Raw genomic sequence first — 15,940 nt, 5'->3', positions numbered from 1 at the left:
TACGTCGTATGGCGCCGGAAGACGCCCGCCGCCACCGCCCCGTACAGCCGCGGCCCGCCGCCGTGCCCGCCGCCGTGCCCGCCGCCACGCCGCACTCCCCCGCCGCCGCGCACCGCGCCCCCGCTCGTCACCCCGCCGCAACCGACCACTAGCCGGGCCCCGTCGGGCCCCGTCGGCCGCCGCCGGACGGCGCCGAAATCGCCCCAAATGGATGAGCCTAGCGCGGCGAGTGCGACGGGCGTGCATGTTTTTCCGCCATCCGGTCAGCCGTAAGGGTGGCCCGGGAGGGCCTTCGGTGTGTCCCGGCAGTGCTGCCGGACACCCCGGCCCCAGCACGCGGAAATGATGACGCGACAGTCCGCCTCGTGGCGCAGGCCCGCTGATCAGCCCGCCCGACAGTGATCGCCGCCGTACAACCTTCGGTGGCGGCCGAGGAGTCCCCAGACATATGAGCGACGAGCCGCAGCACCAGAAGCCGCCTTCCCCGGGACCGGAGCCGGAGCGGGAACCGGGGAACGGGCCGGAGCCGGGGCCGGGGCCGGGGCCGGAGACACGACCGGAACCGGCGCCCACCGAGCCGGTGGCCGCACCGGGAGCGGGCGGCGACGACGGGCGGAGCACCGGGGACGCCGGGCACGAGGACGCGGACAGGGCCGCGCACGGAACCGGAGAGGGACAGGGAGCCGGTACCGCTGCCGCCGAGGCCGGTACCGCTGCCGCCGGAGCCGGGGCCTCCGGTGCCGGTACGGGAGCCGGCGCCGCCCGCCGCGCGCAGCGCACCGGCTTCCGCCGCTACCTGCCCACCTGGCGGATGGTGCTGGGCGGCGTCCTGCTGACCGTCCTCCTCCTCAGCGGCGGCTTCGCCACCGCCTACCTGCTCGTCGGCATCCCGGCCGCCAACGAGCACGCCGTCCGGCAGGGCAACGTCTACCTGTACTCCGACGGCACCCAGCTCGCCACCGACGGCGACGTCAACCGCCAGAACGTCAAGCTGGACCGGGTGCCCGAACACGTCCGGCAGGCCGTCCTCTCCGCCGAGGACCGCGACTTCTACACCGAGTCGGCCGTCGACCCGCAGGCCATGCTGCGCGGGGCCTGGAACACCGCCACCGGCAAGGGCAAGCAGTCCGGCTCGACGATCACCCAGCAGTACGTGAAGAACTACTACCTGGCCCAGGACCAGACCCTCACCCGCAAGGCCAAGGAATTCATCATCGCCATCAAGCTCGACCGCGAGACGAGCAAGGACGAGATCCTCGAGGGCTACCTCAACACCAGCTACTTCGGCCGCCGCGCCTACGGCATCCAGGCCGCCGCGCACGCCTACTACCGCAAGAACGCCGAGGACCTGACCACCGCCGAGGGCGCCTACCTCGCCGCGCTGCTCAACGCCCCCGGCTACTACGACATCGCCACCCACCCGGAGAACAAGGCCCGCGCCCTCGCCCGCTGGAACTACGTCCTGGACGGCATGGTCGACGAGGGCTGGCTCAGCCGCTCCGAGCGCTCCCGCATGGAGTTCCCCACCCCCGCCGAGGGGCGGCCCTCCTCCGGGATGAGCGGCCAGCGCGGCTACCTCGTCGAGGCCGTCAAGCAGTACCTCTCCGCCCACGGCATCATCGGCGAGGACGCCCTCGAAGCGGGCGGCCACCGCATCACCACCACCATCGACCGGAAGCGGCAGGACGCCTTCGTCGAAGCCGTCGACGAACAGCTGATGTCCAAGCTCGACAAGAAGGAGCGCGAGGTCGACCGCTATGTGCGGGCCGGCGGCGCCTCCATCGACCCGAAGACGGGCAACGTCGTCGCGATGTACGGCGGCATCGACTACACCGAGCAGTACGTCAACAACGCCACCCGGCGCGACTACCAGGTCGGCTCCACCTTCAAGCCCTTCGTCCTCGCCGCCGCCGTCGACAAGGGCTCCAAAACCCTCGACGGCCGCCCCATCACACCGAACGCCCGCTACGACGGCACCAGCGGCCGCGCCGTACAGGCCCGGTCCGGGGCGACCGACTACAAGCCGGAGAACGAGGACGAGCGGAGCTACGGGCGGCTGACGGTCGCCGAGGCCACCGACAAGTCCGTCAACGCCGTCTACGCGCAGATGGCCCAGGACGTCGGCCCCGCGACCGTCCGCCGCACCGCCGTCGGCCTCGGGCTGCCCGAGGACACCCCGGACCTCACCCCCGACCCCTCCGTGGCCCTCGGCGTCGCCACCGCCAGCGTCCTCGACATGACCGAGGCGTACGCCACCCTCGCCAACCACGGCGAACACCGCGAACCCGTCCTCGTCACCAAGATCACCAAGGGCGATCGGGAACTCGACCTGCCGCGGAAGGAGACGGAGCGGGCCGTCAGCCGCGAGGCCGCCGACACCACCACCTCCGTCCTCAAGGGCGTCGTCGAGAAGGGAACCGGCACCGCCGCCTCCTCCGCCGGCCGCCCCGCCGCCGGCAAGACCGGCACCGCCGAGGAGGACCGCGCGGCCTGGTTCGCCGGCTACACCCCCGACCTCGCCACCGTCGTCGCGGTGATGGGCCAGGACTCCGAGACCGGCGAGCAGAAAAAGCTCTACGGAGCCACCGGGCTGGCCCGGATCAACGGCGGCGGCTACCCCGCCCAGATCTGGGGCCAGTACACCGCCGCCGCCCTCAAGGGCAGCCCGGCGAAGAAATTCGACCTCAAGCCGATGGAGGGCGCGAACGACCCCGACCCGGGCGCACCGGGCGACGCGTTCGAAGAGGCCGGGGAGGCCGAGGGCCCCTGGGAGGACACCGACGAGACCGGCGCCGCCGAGAACCCCGGGGAGACCGGGGAGACCGGCGGGACGGACGGCCCCGAGACCTCCGCACCGCCCACCGCCTCCGAACCCCCGCCCACCGACGACGGCAAGGGCAGCGGCGGCGACACCGGCGGCACGGACGGAGGTACCGACGGGGGCACCGACAGCGGAGGCAGCACCGGCGGTGACACCGGCGGAACCGGCGGAGACACCGGCGGCACGGACAGTACCGGCGGAACGGACGGCGGCACCGACGGCGGGGGCGGCACGGACACGGCGGGCGCGGACACGGCGAGCACGACCACCTGACGGGCCGCCGGGCCGGGGATCCGTCCGACGACGGGCCGGGGACGGCCGGGAGCCGTCCCCGTCCCCGGGCCCGGGGAGGGCCCGGCGGATCGGAGACGCGGATCGGAGACGCGGATCAGAGATAGAGCCCCGTGGAATCCTCCGCGCCCTCCAGGCGCTCGGCCGCCACCGCGTGCAGATCCCGCTCCCGCATCAGGACGTACGCCACCCCGCGGACCTCAACCTCGGCCCGGTCCTCCGGGTCGTAGAGCACCCGGTCACCCGGCTCCACCGTCCGGACGTTCTGCCCCACCGCCACCACCTCGGCCCAGGCCAGACGGCGGCCGACCGCGGCGGTCGCGGGGATGACGATGCCGCCCGTGGAGCGCCGCTCGCCCTCCGCGATGTCCGTGCGGACGAGCACGCGGTCGTGCAGCATGCGGATGGGCAACTTGTCATCGTGCGTAACGTTCTGGCTCACGCCATGACGGTACCTGCCCCCGCGCCCCCGGAACGCCACGGGCCCGGCATCACCGGACCCGCGCAGGGCGGGCCGGGAAGGCGGGCCGGCCACGCTCCGACGGCGACCGGCGGGCGGCCCGACGGCGACCGGCGGGGCGCTCCGACGGCGACCGGCCCCGGGCCTGCCCGGTCCCGTCCACGGCGGGGGGTGGGGCTGGGGCACGGCGGCGGGTCCGTCCGTCACGGCAGCGAGAGACGGCCGCCACGGCGGGCGGCGGCCCGGGCCACCGGGAGGACGACCGGACGGCGGGGCCCCGTCCCGGCTCAGCTCCGGCTCAGCTCCGCCGTCCCCGCCCCCGTCCCCGTCCCCCGGAGCGCCCGCCGGCGCCACCGCGCCGGGACGAGACCGTCACCAGCAGGCCCACCACCGCCACCGCGGCCACCGCCGCCGGAACGATCCGCTCCAGCCGCGGCTCGCCCTTCTCCGAAACGAAGGCGCCGCGTACGTCGTTGAGCGCACGGTTCACCGCCACATAGGCCCGCCCCGCCGTACGGTCCACGGCCGACACGGCCCTCACCTTCGCGTCCCCGACGATCGTCTTCGGGTGCACCCGCACCGCGATCTCGTCGAGCGTCACGGCGAGCTCCTGGCGCCTGCGGGCGATATCCGCCTCGATCTGCGCCGGGGTCCTGGCTTCCGACACCGCGCTGCCTCCGTCGTCCTGAATTGATCGGTGTTTCCGTCCGTGCTGGTCGTCCGCGATGGACAGTCTGTCAGCTCCTGCCCAGCGTTGCCCCCCGGCACCCCAGCCGATCCGTCGTACCGCCCGGTTAATCTCGGGGAGAGCCCTCCGGCCGCCGGGGCACTCCGGGCCCCGGAGCCGTCCGGCCGTCCGGCCTGTCACCACCGAGGAGAACCATGAGCGAGCGACTGCAGCCCGGCGACACCGCCCCCGCCTTCACCCTGCCCGACGCGGACGGCAAGCCGGTGTCCCTCGCCGACCACGCCGGCCGCAAGGTCATCGTCTACTTCTACCCGGCGGCCCTCACCCCCGGCTGCACCAAGCAGGCCTGCGACTTCACCGACAATCTGGAACTGCTGGCCGGCGCCGGCTACGAGGTCATCGGCGTCTCCCCGGACAAGCCGGAGAAGCTCGCCAAGTTCCGCGACAAGGAGAACCTGCGGGTCACCCTCGTCGGCGACCCGGAGAAGTCGGTCCTGGAGGCGTACGGCGCCTTCGGCGAGAAGAAGCTGTACGGGAAGACGGTGACCGGCGTCATCCGCTCCACGGTCGTGGTGGACGAGAACGGCACGGTGGAGCGCGCCCTCTACAACGTCAAGGCCACGGGCCACGTCGCCAAGCTCCTCAAGGACCTGTCCGTCCAGCCGGGGGTCTGATCCTTCCCCGCCCTGTAGGCGGCACCGGTCTCGGCAACGTCCGGGGCCGTCGGACACGATCGATGGCCCCGGACGGCGTAACCCCGCCACGCCCCTCTCGTTGATGAGTTCGAGACCGCAGCGAGCACTCGATTCTCAACCGGGGGGGTTTGCCATGCCGCCGAGTCCCTACACACGCGACCGACTGCTTGAAGCCGTGAGGTCCTCCCGCACCCTCAGCCAGGCTCTTGTGAAGCTCGGTGTGGACCCGAAAAGCGGCAGTCGGCGCTACCTCAGCGCCCGGATGAGAGCCCTGGGAGTCGACACCTCTCACTTCGAGCGTGAGGGTGCACGCTGGACCAGAGAGATCCTCGAACCGGCGGTGGCGGCCTCTACGAGCATGAACGAAGTCCTGCGCCGCCTCGGCCTGGGCATCGTCGGCGGGCACCACACCCACATCAGCAACCGGGTCCGGGCACTGGGCATCGACACGTCCCACTTCACGGCACGCACCTCCGGCAACCGGGAACACCGCCGTCGTACGCCCGAGGAGGTTCTGGTCGAGCAGAATCCCGAAAGTGCCCGGCGCGTACACGGTGACCGGCTCAGACAGTGCATGCTCGACGCCGGTGTTGCCCACCTCTGTGCCCTCTGCGGAATGGCGCCAATGTGGCGAGGACGGCGTCTGCCGCTCGAAGTGGACCACATCGACGGCAGGTGGTGGAACAACCGGCTGCAGAATCTGCGGCTGCTCTGTCCCAACTGTCACGCGACAACGGATACCTACCGGGGCCGTAACAAGGGGCCTCGGGGCACGCGCGACCGGCACCGTTCCACGGAGACGGCGTCGTGAGTGGTTCCCGGCGCTACACGAAGGACCTTCTGACAGCTGCGGCGGAATCCTGCTCGGACATCGGCGAAGTGATGGTTTTCGTCGGCGCAAAGCCATATGACGGCCTCGAACGGCACTTGTTTCGCCGCTTCGCCCACTTCGGGATCGATGTATCCCATATGCGCCGCCGTCCCGGGCCGGCCGAGCAGGCACCCGGCAAGGACGTTCTGCGGCAGGCCATTGAGAAGTCCGTCTCCATCGCCGGTGCGCTGCGGTTGCTCGGCATCCCGGATCACGAGCGGACGCGCCGACGTCTTCACCAGTGGGCGGCGGAAGCCGGGATCAGCACATCTCATTTCCTTGGACAGGCCCACCAGCGCGGCCGACCCGGTCCCGTGCCGAAGAGGAAACCGGAAGAGATTTTGGTCAAGCGCAGTGGAGGGCACCGGACCAGGACGGCTCTGCTGAGGCGGGCCCTGCTGGCCATTGGCGTGGCCGAGCGATGCGCGGAGTGCGGAACCGGGGCCCGGTGGCAAGGGAAGCCGATGACGCTGGAGATCGACCACATCAACGGCGACCGGACCGATGACCGTCCGGGCAATCTGAGGCTGCTCTGCCCCAACTGTCATGCGGTAACGAGCACATGGTGCCGTGGAGGCCGGGCCGGAGCTGACGTCGTACGGCTGTGACAGTTCTTGTCGCCATGACCGAGCAGGTTGCGGGCCGCTACGATGGTCACAGTCGGCGGCCGTGGCTAAATAGGTAGAAGCGCAGCGCTTAGGACGCTGTGGGAGAAATCCCGTGTGGGTTCGAGTCCCACCGGCCGCACCGGAGATGCCGGGCCGGTCACGTCGAGTCATCGAGTGGCCGTGCCCGGCATTCGCGCTGCTCGGAGCCGCCTCAGCCCAGTAGTTCGCGTACCAGCGGGGCCAGGGCGCGGAAGGCCTTGCCGCGGTGGCTGATGGCGTTCTTCTGTTCCGGGGTGAGTTCGGCGCAGGTACGGGTCTCCCCGTCCGGCTGGAGGACGGGGTCGTAGCCGAAGCCGCCGGTGCCGGCCGGGGTGTGGCGGAGGGTGCCCGTGAGGCGGCCCTCGACGACGCGTTCGGTGCCGTCGGGCAGGGCCAGCGCGGCCGCGCAGGCGAAGTGGGCGCCGCGGTGTTCGTCGGTGATGTCGGCGAGTTGGGCCAGCAGGAGATCGAGGTTGGCCTGGTCGTCGCCGTGCCGGCCGGCCCAGCGGGCGGAGAAGATGCCCGGGGCTCCGCCGAGGACGTCGACGCAGAGGCCGGAGTCGTCGGCGACCGCGGGGTGGCCGGTGGCCCGGGCGAGGGCGTGCGCCTTGAGGAGGGCGTTCTCGGCGAAGGTGACGCCGGTCTCCTTGACGTCCGGGATCTCGGGGTAGGCGTCGGCGCCGACGAGTTCGACGTCTTCGGCGCCGAGGCCCGCGTCGGCCAGGATGGCGCGCAGTTCGGTCACTTTGTGGGTGTTGCGGGTGGCGAGGATCAGGCGCTTCATGGGGAGCGATTATTCCGCCCCGCGCCCGCGCCGGTCCGGCCGGGCGCGATACCGGCCCGCCGTGGCGCCGCCGGGGGTGCTTCGCCGCGGGTCCCGCCCCCGGCGGGCGGCCGGGCTCGGCGGGCGGCCGGGGCCGGGCCGTGCCCGGGGCGGGGCGAGGCAGGGCCGGGTGCGGCGCGCCGGGCCTGATGGGGCGCGCCGCTTCCGTTCGGGCCGGGTCGGCGCCGTCGGTGGAGGACGGGCTGCCGGTGCGGCTTCGCGTCAGCCCGGGGAGCAGACCTGGGTGATCTCGCCCGCGGCGTCCGTGATGGGGGTGAGGTCCGGCGTGCGGTTGTCCTTGATGGCGTCGCGGGCTTCCTGGACCGCCGTGTCGAGCTTGTCAACGGCCTTGCTGAGGTCGGCGTCGTCGGTCTCCTTGCCGAGGGTGTCGACGTTCCGCTCGATGCGGTCGAGGGCGTCGATGGACTCGGCCGGGTTCTCGGCGGCGTCGGTGGCGGCCCGCTGGAGGTCGGAGACGGCCTCGGTGATCGTGGCGGCGGTCCGGGCGCAGTCGAAGGCCTTCTCGACGGCACCGCACCCGGTCAGGAGCGGTACGGCGAGCGCCGCGGCGGCGAGAGCGGTGACGGCGGTGGTGGTACGGCGGCGCGGTGCCATGGACGGCGGTCCTCCCCTGGTGCGGGTGGGCGGACGGGGGCCCGTACGCCCGTACGTACCCGTATTAACGCATGTCCGGGCGGCGGAGTTGCCCCCGGTGCCGTTCCCCGCCCGGATCCGGCCGGGGAAAGGCCGGGGAAAGGCCGGGGAACGGCCGGTGGGCGTGGCCGGTGCGTACGGGCCGGCTCTGCCGTCCTCGGTACGGGCGCGGCCGGCCCGTCGCATCACGGGGCCGGGACGGCGCGGCACGGTTCAGCCCGGGGCGCGGTTCAGCCCGGCGGGCACGCTTCGGTCGGGCCCGGGCCGGACGTGTGCCCGGCACGCACCGCCCGCTCGCGGCACCGCCCGCTCCCGGCACCGCCCGCTCGCGGCACCGCTCGCTCCCGGCGCCGCCCGCCCGCGCCGCGCGCCCCCGCCGCAGCGGGTCAGGCCGTGGAGTCGAGTGCTGCGCGTTGGACGGCGCCCAGTTCGGTGCAGCCGGTGACGGCGAGGTCGAGGAGGCCGTCGAGTTCCTCGCGGGCGAAGGGCTGGCCCTCGGCGGTGCCCTGGACCTCGACGAAGCGGCCGTCGCCGGTGCAGACGACGTTCATGTCCGTCTCGGCGGTGACGTCTTCCTCGTAGCAGAGGTCGAGGAGCGGTACGCCGCCGACGATGCCGACGCTGACGGCCGCGACGGAACCGGTGAGCGGCTTGCGGCCGGGTTTGATCAGCTTCTTGCCCTGGGCCCAGCCGATGGCGTCGGCGAGGGCGACGTAGGCGCCGGTGATGGCGGCGGTGCGGGTGCCGCCGTCGGCCTGGAGGACGTCGCAGTCGAGGACGACGGTGTTCTCGCCGAGTGCCTTGTAGTCGATGACGGCGCGGAGCGAGCGGCCGATGAGGCGGGAGATCTCGTGGGTGCGGCCGCCGATCCGGCCGCGGACGGCCTCGCGGTCGCCGCGGGTGTTGGTGGAGCGGGGCAGCATGGAGTACTCGGCGGTGACCCAGCCCTCGCCGCTGCCCTTGCGCCAGCGCGGCACGCCTTCGGTGAAGCTGGCGGTGCAGAACACCTTGGTGTCGCCGAAGGCGATGAGGACGGAGCCCTCGGCGTGCTTGCTCCAGCCGCGTTCGATCGTGACGGGGCGGAGTTGGCCGGGGGCGCGGCCGTCGATGCGGACTCCATCGTTGAGAAGCATGCCCCGACCCTATCGGCTGTGCGGGAGACGCCGTTCCGGTTCGTTTCGTCCGCGGGAGTCCGCGGGAGTCCGCGGTGGGCCCGGGGATGGCGGGGCGGTCGTGGGACGGGTCCGGGGCGGGCCCCGGTGCCCGGCCGTCCGGGCCTCCGGGCAGGGGCGGGCCGGCCGGCCCCGGGAGCCACCGAGGGCTCCGGGCCGGCGCGGGGAGGCGGCGGGCAGCGGAACCCTCGGGAGTCCGGGGCCGGGTGGCCGGTGACGGACCGGGCCGCAGGGGAGCGGGGTGGCGCCCTGGGCCGGGACCGGGATCGGGAGCGGCTACATCATGTCTTCGATCTCGGCGGCGATGGGGTCGGCGTCGGTGCCGATGACGACCTGGACGGCGCTGCCCATCTTGACGACGCCGTGGGCGCCGGCGGCCTTGAGCGCGGCCTCGTCGACGAGGGAGGGGTCGGCCACCTCGGTGCGGAGTCGGGTGATGCAGCCCTCGACCTCCTCAATGTTGTCGAGCCCGCCGAGCCCGGCGACGATCTTCTCAGCCTTGCTGGCCATGTCCACTCCTGGTGTTCTCGGCACGCTGGTCTCAGCACGCTTCTCTCGGTACTGCGGCGGCCCGCCGACCGTTTCCTCACGCTAACGCACGTTTGGCCCACCTTCGCGGGCATCTGTCCGCCATCTGGCGAAGGATGGCGGACACCGGTGCCGCGCCCGGGGGGTGCGGTGGCGTCAGACGCACCCGGCGACTGGTCTACACCAGTATGCCGCGCTTGCCAACCCCTGGGTTGCGGACCGGTGCGAAGCGAGTGGATCGGGAGGACCGGATGAGTTCGGAGGCCACCACCGCCGGCAGGCGGCCGCAGAAATCCTGGACATCCGTACTCTTCCAGGGACTGCAGAAGATCGGGCGGAGTCTGCAACTTCCCATCGCCGTCCTGCCCGCGGCCGGCCTGCTGGTCAGCCTCGGCAATCTGATCGAGGCCTACGGCGGGGGCGACTTCTGGGGGAAGACCGCCCAGGTGCTGCTGGGGGGCGGCACCGCCATCCTGGACGGGGCGTTCGGGCTGCCGCTGCTGTTCTGCATCGGGGTGGCGATCGGCTTCGCGCGGAAGGCCGACGGCTCGACCGCGCTGGCCGCCGTCGTCGGTTTCCTCGTCTACCACAACGTCCTGGCGGCCTTCCCGGTCGAGGGGTCGGTCACCGAGGCGATGCCGGAGGGGGAGCCGCAGAACCCGGGGGTGCTCGGCGGCATCCTCATCGGTCTGCTCACCGCCGTGATGTGGCAGCGCTACCACCGCACCAAACTGGTCGACTGGCTGGGCTTCTTCAACGGCCGCCGGCTGGTGCCCATCATCATGGCGTTCCTCTGCACGATCCTGGGGGTGGGGTTCGGGCTGCTGTGGGAGCCGGTGGGCGACGGGCTGACGTGGGTGGCCCGGCAGTTGATCGGTATGGGCGAGTGGGGTGCGGGGATCTTCGGGGTCGCCAACCGGCTGCTGATCCCGATCGGTATGCATCAGTTCCTGAACACCTTCTTCTGGTTCCAGGCCGGGGAGTTCGAGGGCGCGGAGGGGGAGACGGTGCAGGGCGATCTGACCCGCTACTTCGCCGGGGACCCGGACGCGGGGCAGTTCATGTCCGGCTTCTTCCCGATCATGATGTTCGGTCTGCCGGCCGCCGCGCTGGCCATCGCGCACTGCGCCCGCCCGGAGCACCGCAAGGCGGTCACGGGCATGATGCTCTCGGTCGGTCTGACCTCTTTCGTCACGGGGGTGACCGAGCCGATCGAGTTCTCCTTCCTCTTCGTCGCGCCGGTGCTGTACGGCGTCCACGCACTGCTGACCGGGGTCTCGATGGCGGTCACCTGGGCGCTGGGGGTGCACGCCGGCTTCAGCTTCTCCGCGGGCCTGATCGACTACATCGTCAACTGGCATCTGGCGACCAAACCCTGGCTGATCATCCCGATCGGGCTGTGCTTCGCGGTGGTCTACTACGTGGTCTTCCGCTTCGCCATCACCAAGTTCGACCTGGCCACTCCGGGCCGGGAGCCGGAAGAGGTGGGAGAGGCCATGGACAAGGGGACCACGGCCCCGTAGCCCGGCGGCCGTTCCCCGCCTCACCCACGGGCCGTTCCCCGCCTCGCCCACGGGCCGTTCCCCGCCTTGCCCACGGGCGTTCCCCGCCTCGCCCGCCGGCCGTTCCGCGCCCCGTCTCCGCGGCCCCCCGCGCCGCCAACCCCCGGACGGCCGTCCCCACTTGCCCTTCCGCAGGCCCGAGCCCCGGTTCCCGTCGCTGGAACCGGGGCTTCCGTACGTATGCACAGTTGTGATGCCGAAGCTTTGGCCGGAGGCTTCCTCAGCGTTTCGGAGCGTGGTACAAGAGGTCTAAACCACTTGGTGTAGACCGCGCGGCGTGGTGTCCCGACGGGCCGGGGTCCCGGGTCCGCATCCGCTCCGGAAGGAACCCGATGAGTACGACGACTGACAACGCGGCTCCCGCGAAAAAGCGGGGCTCCGGCTTGTGGCAGGGCTTGCAGAAGGTCGGGCGCAGCCTCCAGCTGCCCATCGCCGTTCTGCCCGCCGCCGGCATCCTGCTCCGCCTCGGCCAGCCCGACGTCTTCGGTGCGGACGGCCTGGAGTGGGGCAAGGTCGCGGCCGTCTTCGCCACGGCCGGTGGCGCCATCTTCGACAATCTGCCGCTGCTGTTCTGCATCGGTGTGGCCATCGGCTTCGCCAGGAAGGCGGACGGCTCCACCGCGCTCGCGGCGCTCGTCGGCTTCCTCGTCTACAAGAACGTCCTGACCGCGTTCCCCGTCGCGGAGGCGCAGGTCAAGGAGGGCGCGGACGTCGCGGCGCAGTACCACAACCCGGGGGTGCTGGGCGGCATCGTGATGGGTCTGCTGGCCGCGGTGTTCTGGCAGCGCTACCACCGCACCAAGCTGGTCGACTGGCTCGGCTTCTTCAACGGCCGCCGGCTGGTGCCGATCATCATGGCCTTCGTCGGCACGCTGGTGGGTGTGGTGTTCGGGCTGGTGTGGGGTCCGATCGGGGACGGCATCCACGCGGTCGGCGAGTGGCTGACCGGGCTGGGCGCGCTGGGCGCGGGTCTCTTCGGTCTGGTCAACCGGGCGCTGATCCCGGTCGGTATGCATCAGTTCGTGAACACGGTGGCCTGGTTCGAGATCGGCTCGTTCAAGGACGGGGCCGACGCCGTCACCGGTGACCTCAACCGGTTCTTCGCCGGCGACCCGAGCGCCGGGCTCTTCATGACCGGCTTCTTCCCGATCATGATGTTCGGTCTGCCGGCCGCCGCGCTGGCCATCGCGCACTGCGCCCGCCCCGAACGCCGCAAGGCCGTGCTGGGCATGATGCTCTCGGTCGGCCTGACCTCGTTCGTGACCGGCATCACCGAGCCGATCGAGTTCTCCTTCATGTTCATCGCGCCGCTGCTCTACGCGCTGCACGCGGTGCTGACGGCGATATCCATGGCGGTCACCTGGGCCCTCGGCGTACACCACGGGTTCACGTTCTCCGCCGGCTTCATCGACTACACGCTGAACTGGCATCTGGCGACGAAGCCGTGGCTGATCATCCCGGTCGGCCTGGTGTTCGCGGTGGTCTACTACGTGGTCTTCCGCTTCGTCATCACCAAGTTCAACCTGCCCACCCCGGGCCGGGAACCGGAGGAGGAGGTCGAGGACCTCACCAAGGCCTGACCTCACGGAAGGCCTCACGGAAGGCCTCACGGGAACGAGAAGCGCGGCCGTGCCGGACACCCCGGCACGGCCGCCGCCGTTTCCGCGGCGGGGCGGAACGGCTTCCGCGGCGGAGGGAACGGCTCGGCAGGAGGGGAAACGGGACCCGGGTGGGACCATGGAACCCGGATCCCGTTACCGCTCCCGCCGAGCGTTCCCGCGCCGGCTACAGCTCGTAGACGGCGCCCGGGCGGGCGAGTTCGACGGGGCCGTCGAAGACCTCGCGTGCGTCCCGGAGGTTCACGGAGGCGTCCGTCCACGGCGGGATGTGGGTCAGCACCAGCCGCCCCACCCGGGACCGCTGCGCCTGCTCCCCGGCCTCCCGGCCGTTGAGGTGCAGCTCCGGCAGATCCTCCTTGCCGTGGGTGAAGGACGCCTCGCAGAGGAAGAGGTCGGCGCCCTCGGAGAGGCCCGTCAGCGCCTCGCAGGGGCCGGTGTCGCCGGAGTACGTCAGCACCCGGCCGCCGTGCTCGATGCGGAAGCCGTAGGCCTCCACGGGGTGGCTCACCTCGTCGGTGTGGACGGTGAACGGGCCGATCTCGAAGGTGCCGGGCTTGAGCGTGCGGAAGTCGAAGACCTCACTCATCGACTTCTCGGAGGGCACGTCGTCATAGGCGGCGGAGAGCCGCTGCTCCGTGCCCTCGGGCCCGTAGACCGGGATGGCGGCGGGCCGGCCGCCCTCGTACCGGTAGTAGCGGGCCACGAAATAGCCGCACATGTCGATGCAGTGGTCGGCGTGGAGGTGGCTCAGTATCACGGCGTCGAGGTCGTAGAGACCGCAGTGGCGCTGCAGCTCGCCCAGGGCGCCGTTGCCCATGTCGAGGAGCAGCCGGAAGCCGTCGGCTTCGACGAGGTAGCTCGAGCAGGCCGAGTCCGCGGAGGGAAACGACCCGGAGCAGCCGACGACGGTGAGCTTCATGAAGCGGGAACCTCCGAGGGCTTCAGTCCCCCGGCTGGTCTCGGCGCGGGGGAGGATCCGGGGGCCGTACGGTTTGTCGAGCGTAAGGCGCGAAAGGGCTGGTCGCCCCTCTGTGGCGGGCTGTTGTGGGGGAACTCACCCGGCGCTTCACCGGTACGGGGGTGAAACCGGCGGAGGGTTCGGTTCCGGGGGCGCGGACCGAACGTCCTGTTCGCGGTGCGGGCGCGGTGGGGACGTACGGTCGGGAAGCGGCCGGTTCGGGAAAGGTGTGGTCATGGACACATGGGTGTGGGCGGCGCTGGCCGTGGTGGTGGTGCTGGCGCTGGTGGCGTCGGTGGTGGACGGCTGGGGCCGGGGCGCGCCGCCGGGACGTGCCCGCCGCCGGCCCGGGGGGCGGCTCCGGCCGCCGGGGCGGCCCGGGGAGCGGCCGCGGCCCGGGCCCCGTACCCGTACCCGTCCGGGCGTCCGCCCGGGGAAGCGGCCCGCCGGGGCGTCGCCGGTGCCCCGGGCGCGGGAGATCTGGTGGGCGGACGTGCCGTACGAGGACGGTCCGGGGTCAAAGGACCGGCCCTGTCTGGTGCTGTCGGTGCGCGGGGGTTCGGCCCGGGTCGTGAAGATCACCAGCCGGGACCAGGGGGCGCGGCCGGGGGTCGTGGAGCTGCCGCCGGGCTCGGTCGGTGACCGGGCGGGCCGGAGGAGCTATCTGACGACGGACGAGCTGCGGGACGTGCCGCTGGCGGAGTTCCGGCGCCGGGTCGGCGAGGTGGACCGTTCGGTGTGGAGCCGGGTCCGGCATCTCGCGGGGTGACGGGGGCGGCCCCCCGCGCGCGGTGCGCGGGAGGCCGGCCGGGTCCGGTCAGGCCCAGAGCTGGCCCTGGAGGGCCTCGACGGCTTCTTCCGTGGTCGCGGCGGTGTAGATGCCGGTCGAGAGGTACTTCCAGCCGCCGTCGGCGACGATGAAGACGATGTCGGCGGACTCGCCCTCCCGGACCGCCCTGCGGCCGACGCCGATGGCGGCGTGCAGCGCGGCGCCGGTGGAGATGCCCGCGAAGATGCCTTCCTCGCGCAGGAGTTGGCGGGTGCGGACGACCGCGTCCTCGGAGCCGACCGAGTAGCGGGTGGTGAGCACCGACTCGTCGTAGAGCTCGGGGACGAAGCCCTCGTCGAGGTTGCGCAGCCCGTAGACCAGGTCGTCGTAGCGCGGTTCGGCGGCGACGATCCTGACGTCGGGCTTCCGCTCGCGGAGGTAGCGGCCGGCGCCCATGAGGGTGCCGGTGGTGCCGAGGCCCGCGACGAAGTGCGTGATGGAGGGCAGGTCCTCGTAGATCTCCGGGCCGGTGCCGGCGTAGTGGGCACCGGTGTTGGAGGGGTTGCCGTACTGGTAGAGCATGACCCAGTCCGGGTTCTTCTCCGCGATCTCCTTGGCCATGCGGACCGCGGTGTTGGAGCCGCCCGCGGCCGGGGAGGGGATGATCTCCGCGCCCCACATGGCGAGCAGCTGGCGCCGTTCCTCGGAGGTGTTCTCGGGCATCACGCAGACGATGCGGTAGCCCTTGAGCCGGGCGGCCATGGCGAGCGAGATGCCGGTGTTGCCGGAGGTCGGCTCCAGGATGGTGCAGCCGGGGGTGAGCAGGCCGTCCTTCTCCGCCTGCTCGATCATGTGCAGAGCGGGGCGGTCCTTGATGGAGCCGGTGGGGTTGCGGTCCTCCAGCTTGGCCCAGATGCGGACGTCGTCGGACGGCGAGAGCCGCGGCAGCCGCACCAGGGGGGTGTGGCCGACCGCGGCGAGCGGACTGTCGTACCGCATCAGCGGGTCCGCTTCAGGCGGTGCGTCCGGCCGGCGCGGTCCTGCCCGGCGTGCGCCGAGCCGCCCGCGACGGCGGGGAGGATGGTGACGCTGTCGCCGTCGCTGAGCTTGGTGTTGATGCCGTCGAGGAAGCGGACGTCCTCGTCGTTCAGGTACACATTGACGAACCGGCGCAGGTTGCCGTCGTCGACCAGGCGCTCGCGGATGCCGGTGTGCCGTGCTTCGAGGTCGGTGAAGAGCTCCTCGATGGTGGCGCCGTTGCCCTCGACCGACTTCTGGCCGTCGGTGTAGGTGCGGAGGATGGTCGGGATGCGGACCTGGATGGACATGGGCAGGGTGCTCCTGTCGGGGAGGGGTCGGGGTGCGCGCGGCGGGACGAGGGC

General features: G+C 72.1%; 15 protein-coding genes, 1 tRNA gene and 1 pseudogene. 8 read left to right on the top strand and 9 right to left on the bottom strand.

The window, feature by feature from the left end; translation table 11 throughout:
• The first annotated feature begins 448 nt into the window (after positions 1-448).
• On the top strand, positions 449-3,094 hold the full coding sequence (locus tag LIX60_RS19960; RefSeq protein WP_227959687.1) for a transglycosylase domain-containing protein: 2,646 nt from the start codon (positions 449-451) through the stop codon (positions 3,092-3,094).
• A gap of 115 nt (positions 3,095-3,209) precedes the next feature.
• Here LIX60_RS19960 and LIX60_RS19955 read toward each other — a convergent pair whose 3' ends face one another.
• The gene (locus LIX60_RS19955) at positions 3,210-3,554 is read right to left on the bottom strand and encodes a co-chaperone GroES (protein ID WP_039824184.1); all 345 of its coding nucleotides are present in this window, start codon (positions 3,552-3,554) and stop codon (positions 3,210-3,212) included.
• A 316-nt stretch (positions 3,555-3,870) separates the two neighbouring features.
• The gene (locus tag LIX60_RS19950) at positions 3,871-4,239 is read right to left on the bottom strand and encodes a DUF3618 domain-containing protein (RefSeq protein ID WP_227959686.1); all 369 of its coding nucleotides are present in this window, start codon (positions 4,237-4,239) and stop codon (positions 3,871-3,873) included.
• Between the two features lie 215 nt (positions 4,240-4,454).
• Here LIX60_RS19950 and bcp point away from each other — a divergent pair, with 215 nt between their 5' ends.
• From bcp to LIX60_RS19930, 4 genes are all read left to right on the top strand, one after another.
• Positions 4,455-4,934, top strand: a complete 480-nt coding sequence (bcp, locus tag LIX60_RS19945; protein ID WP_227959685.1) for a thioredoxin-dependent thiol peroxidase — start codon at positions 4,455-4,457, stop codon at positions 4,932-4,934.
• Positions 4,935-5,088: 154 nt separating this feature from the next.
• Positions 5,089-5,766, top strand: a complete 678-nt coding sequence (locus LIX60_RS19940; protein WP_227959684.1) for an HNH endonuclease signature motif containing protein — start codon at positions 5,089-5,091, stop codon at positions 5,764-5,766.
• Positions 5,763-6,434, top strand: coding sequence for an HNH endonuclease (locus LIX60_RS19935; protein ID WP_227959683.1), 672 nt, complete (start codon positions 5,763-5,765; stop codon positions 6,432-6,434). The genes LIX60_RS19940 and LIX60_RS19935 overlap by 4 nt, the downstream gene beginning before the upstream one ends.
• A gap of 55 nt (positions 6,435-6,489) precedes the next feature.
• Positions 6,490-6,573 (top strand) — tRNA-Leu (locus LIX60_RS19930).
• Positions 6,574-6,645: 72 nt separating this feature from the next.
• Here the strand turns inward: LIX60_RS19930 and rdgB are convergent.
• From rdgB to LIX60_RS19910, 4 genes and pseudogenes are all read right to left on the bottom strand, one after another.
• Positions 6,646-7,257 (bottom strand): RdgB/HAM1 family non-canonical purine NTP pyrophosphatase, encoded by a 612-nt coding sequence (gene rdgB, locus LIX60_RS19925; protein ID WP_227959682.1) that lies wholly within the window; start codon positions 7,255-7,257, stop codon positions 6,646-6,648.
• A 261-nt stretch (positions 7,258-7,518) separates the two neighbouring features.
• Entirely contained in the window at positions 7,519-7,911 is a 393-nt protein-coding gene (locus LIX60_RS19920) for a hypothetical protein (RefSeq protein ID WP_227959681.1), read from the bottom strand.
• A gap of 425 nt (positions 7,912-8,336) precedes the next feature.
• Positions 8,337-9,083, bottom strand: a complete 747-nt coding sequence (rph, locus tag LIX60_RS19915; RefSeq protein WP_227959680.1) for a ribonuclease PH — start codon at positions 9,081-9,083, stop codon at positions 8,337-8,339.
• 315 nt (positions 9,084-9,398) lie between these two features.
• Positions 9,399-9,668: pseudogene (locus LIX60_RS19910) on the bottom strand (glucose PTS transporter subunit EIIB); the annotation flags it as partial.
• Positions 9,669-9,901: 233 nt separating this feature from the next.
• Between LIX60_RS19910 and LIX60_RS19905 the strand changes: the two are divergent.
• Together LIX60_RS19905 and LIX60_RS19900 are read left to right on the top strand one after the other, a co-directional pair.
• Positions 9,902-11,173 carry a PTS transporter subunit EIIC gene (locus LIX60_RS19905; protein ID WP_227959679.1) on the top strand — a complete coding sequence of 424 codons (1,272 nt, stop codon included), beginning with the start codon at positions 9,902-9,904 and terminating at the stop codon, positions 11,171-11,173.
• A 371-nt stretch (positions 11,174-11,544) separates the two neighbouring features.
• Positions 11,545-12,792: a PTS transporter subunit EIIC gene (locus tag LIX60_RS19900; protein WP_227959678.1), complete on the top strand. Its 1,248-nt coding sequence runs from the start codon at positions 11,545-11,547 to the stop codon at positions 12,790-12,792.
• Between the two features lie 205 nt (positions 12,793-12,997).
• Here the strand turns inward: LIX60_RS19900 and LIX60_RS19895 are convergent, their stop codons facing one another.
• Entirely contained in the window at positions 12,998-13,750 is a 753-nt protein-coding gene (locus LIX60_RS19895; RefSeq protein WP_227959677.1) for an MBL fold metallo-hydrolase, read from the bottom strand.
• A 274-nt stretch (positions 13,751-14,024) separates the two neighbouring features.
• Between LIX60_RS19895 and LIX60_RS19890 the strand changes: the two genes are divergently transcribed.
• Positions 14,025-14,558 carry a type II toxin-antitoxin system PemK/MazF family toxin gene (locus LIX60_RS19890; protein WP_227959676.1) on the top strand — a complete coding sequence of 178 codons (534 nt, stop codon included), beginning with the start codon at positions 14,025-14,027 and terminating at the stop codon, positions 14,556-14,558.
• A gap of 48 nt (positions 14,559-14,606) precedes the next feature.
• Here the strand turns inward: LIX60_RS19890 and LIX60_RS19885 are convergent, their stop codons facing one another.
• Both LIX60_RS19885 and LIX60_RS19880 read right to left on the bottom strand, forming a co-directional pair.
• On the bottom strand, positions 14,607-15,557 hold the full coding sequence (locus tag LIX60_RS19885) for a PLP-dependent cysteine synthase family protein (protein WP_227959675.1): 951 nt from the start codon (positions 15,555-15,557) through the stop codon (positions 14,607-14,609).
• A complete protein-coding gene (locus tag LIX60_RS19880) occupies positions 15,557-15,886 on the bottom strand; it encodes a MoaD/ThiS family protein (RefSeq protein ID WP_125624424.1) in 330 nt (109 codons plus the stop codon). Before LIX60_RS19880 ends, LIX60_RS19885 begins: the two co-directional genes overlap by 1 nt.
• Between the last annotated feature and the right edge of the window lie 54 nt (positions 15,887-15,940).

It is taken from the genome of Streptomyces sp. S07_1.15 (genome assembly GCF_020739505.1).
GTDB lineage: Bacteria > Actinomycetota > Actinomycetes > Streptomycetales > Streptomycetaceae > Streptomyces > Streptomyces xinghaiensis.
This window is presented reverse-complemented; position numbering and strand designations above follow the sequence as displayed.